Annotated in this window: 1 protein-coding gene and 1 pseudogene; both read right to left on the bottom strand. The window is 55.1% G+C overall.

Translation table 11 applies throughout. The annotated features are described in order from the left end of the window. The coding region (locus U1H99_RS30030; protein WP_323145154.1) for a condensation domain-containing protein at positions 1-697 on the bottom strand (697 nt) is incomplete at its 3' end. A 153-nt stretch (positions 698-850) separates the two neighbouring features. Beyond that, positions 851-2,491: pseudogene (locus U1H99_RS30025) on the bottom strand (non-ribosomal peptide synthetase); the annotation flags it as partial.

Here is a 2,491-nt window from a genome sequence, read left to right as displayed (position 1 = left end):
ATCCCAGCTGCTGCTCGAGGACCTCGCCCTTGAGCCAGTTCCTCTGCCAATGGGCGTAATCGGCGTACTGGATTTCCAGTTCGGGCAAGGGATCGGGTTTGTCCTGGCTGAAAGCGCTGTAGAGGGCGGAGACTTCCCTGACCAATATCCCGATGGACCAGCCATCGGAAACGATGTGATGCTGCGTTACCAGCAGGACATGCTCGTGCTCCGCCAGCTTGAGCAAGGCGCCACGGATGAGCGGACCCGTGCCCAGGTCGAACGGACGGCTTCGCTCTTCTTCGCCCAGCCGCACCACCTGTTCCTCCTGCTGCGCCTTGTCCAGCGCGGTCAGATCGATGCGCGCAAGGGCAAAGCCCACGGATGGCGCAGCGATCCGTTGCACCGCTTGTCCATCGAGTTCGACAAAGGTCGTGCGCAGGCTCTCGTGGCGGGCGACGATGCGGTCCAGCGTCGCCTGCAGCGCTTGCGTATCGAGCTTGCCGGTCAGCCTCAACGCGACCGGGATGTGGTAGGCCGCGCCGGCCGAGGCATCGAGCTGTGCCAGGAACCACAGGCGTTGCTGGGCTAACGACAGGGATAATAAACAATCACGTGATACTGTCGAAATTTTCTTAGTTATGTCTCGCCTAGATAGCTCTTCTTTTAATAAAATTGCTAGCAAATTATTTTTTATTTCTGAAATATCTTTTTTCATTGGCTAGTTCAGTTTAACATGTTTCTCATTTAAAAGCTCGATCAATTCTGTCTCGCTCAGGTTATCAAGCATATTTCTAAGCGAAGATTCAATTTCAAAAATCTCTGTTTTACGTAAATTTTCTTCTTCTTCCGATAGCTTTTTAATTTCACCCGCAAACGAAGATAACGTTGGATGAATGAATGCTATTTTCGTATCCAATCTAATTCCTGTTGCTTCACTAATCTTATTTATAGCCCGCAAAACCATTAATGAATGACCACCCAGCTCGAAGAAGTGGTCGTGCCGGCCAATCCGTTCGATACCGAGCAGGTCTTGCCAGATTTCGGCGATGGCTTGTTCGGTCGGCCCTTGCGGCGCCTCGTAGGCGCGCACGACGATCGCGGCCTGGTCCGGCGCTGGCAATGCATTGCGGTCGAGCTTGCCGTTGGGCGTCAAGGGCAGCGTATCCAGGCTGACGAACGCACCGGGCAACATGTAGTCGGCCAGTGTCGTGGCCAACTCGGCGCGCAGAACGGCCGCCGAGATTTCCCGGCCCGGCTGGGGAACCACATAGGCGACCAGGCGCTTGTCGCCAGGCTGGTCTTCGCGCGCGATCACGATCGCTTCGCGCACGCCATCGCAAGCAGCGAGGCGCGCCTCGATCTCGCCCAGTTCGATACGGAAACCGCGAATCTTGACCTGGAAGTCGTTGCGGCCGAGGTATTCGATATTGCCGTCGGCCAGATAGCGGCCCAGGTCACCCGTGCGGTACATCCTGGCCCCGGTCACAGCACTGAACGGATCGGGGATGAAGCGTTCGGCGGTCAGATCCGATCGGTTCAGATAGCCGCGAGCGATTTGAACACCGCCAATAAAAATTTCTCCCGTTAGCCCAACGGGCAAAACTTGTAATTTAGAGTCGAGAATGTAAATTTTCGTATTGGCGATTGGGTGGCCAATAAGAACCTTTTTATCCGGCCTCAGTTCAGCCGGCCAATATGTGACATCAATTGCAGCTTCTGTTGGGCCATATAAATTATGTAAATCTGTATGTGGTAGCGACTGCTTGAATTGCTCTAATAGCTTGTAAGGAATCGCTTCTCCACTACAAATTACTGTACAAAGTGTTGGGAAGTGGTGCGTTTTGGCTAGGGATAAGAACACCGAAAGCATTGATGGCACGAAGTGGACCATCGTGATGCCCGCATTATTAATGAGCTGTGCAAGGTACTCGACATCTTGATGGCCTTCTGGACGCGCGACAACAAGCTCGCCACCTGACAGAAGGGGCAAGAAAAACTCCCATACAGCGACGTCAAAACTAAAAGGTGTTTTTTGTAAAATACGTTCGCCGTGTTGTATGGAATATGTACGTTGTGCCCATAACAGCCGATTGACAACACCATTATGTTGGTTCATCACCCCCTTGGGCTGACCGGTGGAGCCGGAGGTATAGATGACGTAAGCGAGGTGGCTGGCGTGCAGGCCAAGCGAAGCTGGATCCGGGTTGTATTCCGCCTGGTCGGCAAACAAGGCCGGGGCATCCAGTTCCAGCACCGGCAGCGTCAGCGCCGCCTCGCCAGTCATAGACGTCTGGCGCAAGGCGCTCTGCGTCAGCAGGGCTACCGGCGCGCTGTCTTCGAGCATGTAGGCCAGCCGCTCATGCGGATAGGCCGGGTCGAGCGGCACATAGGCCGCGCCTGCCTTGAGGATGCCCAGCAGGCCAACAACCATCTCGAGGCTGCGCTCGACACAAATCGCCACCCGGTCGTCGGGCTTGACGCCCAGCGAGAGCAGACGGTGCGCCACCTG

This window comes from Massilia phyllosphaerae (assembly GCF_034659755.1).
In the GTDB taxonomy this organism is placed as follows: domain Bacteria; phylum Pseudomonadota; class Gammaproteobacteria; order Burkholderiales; family Burkholderiaceae_D; genus Telluria; species Telluria phyllosphaerae.
This window is presented reverse-complemented; position numbering and strand designations above follow the sequence as displayed.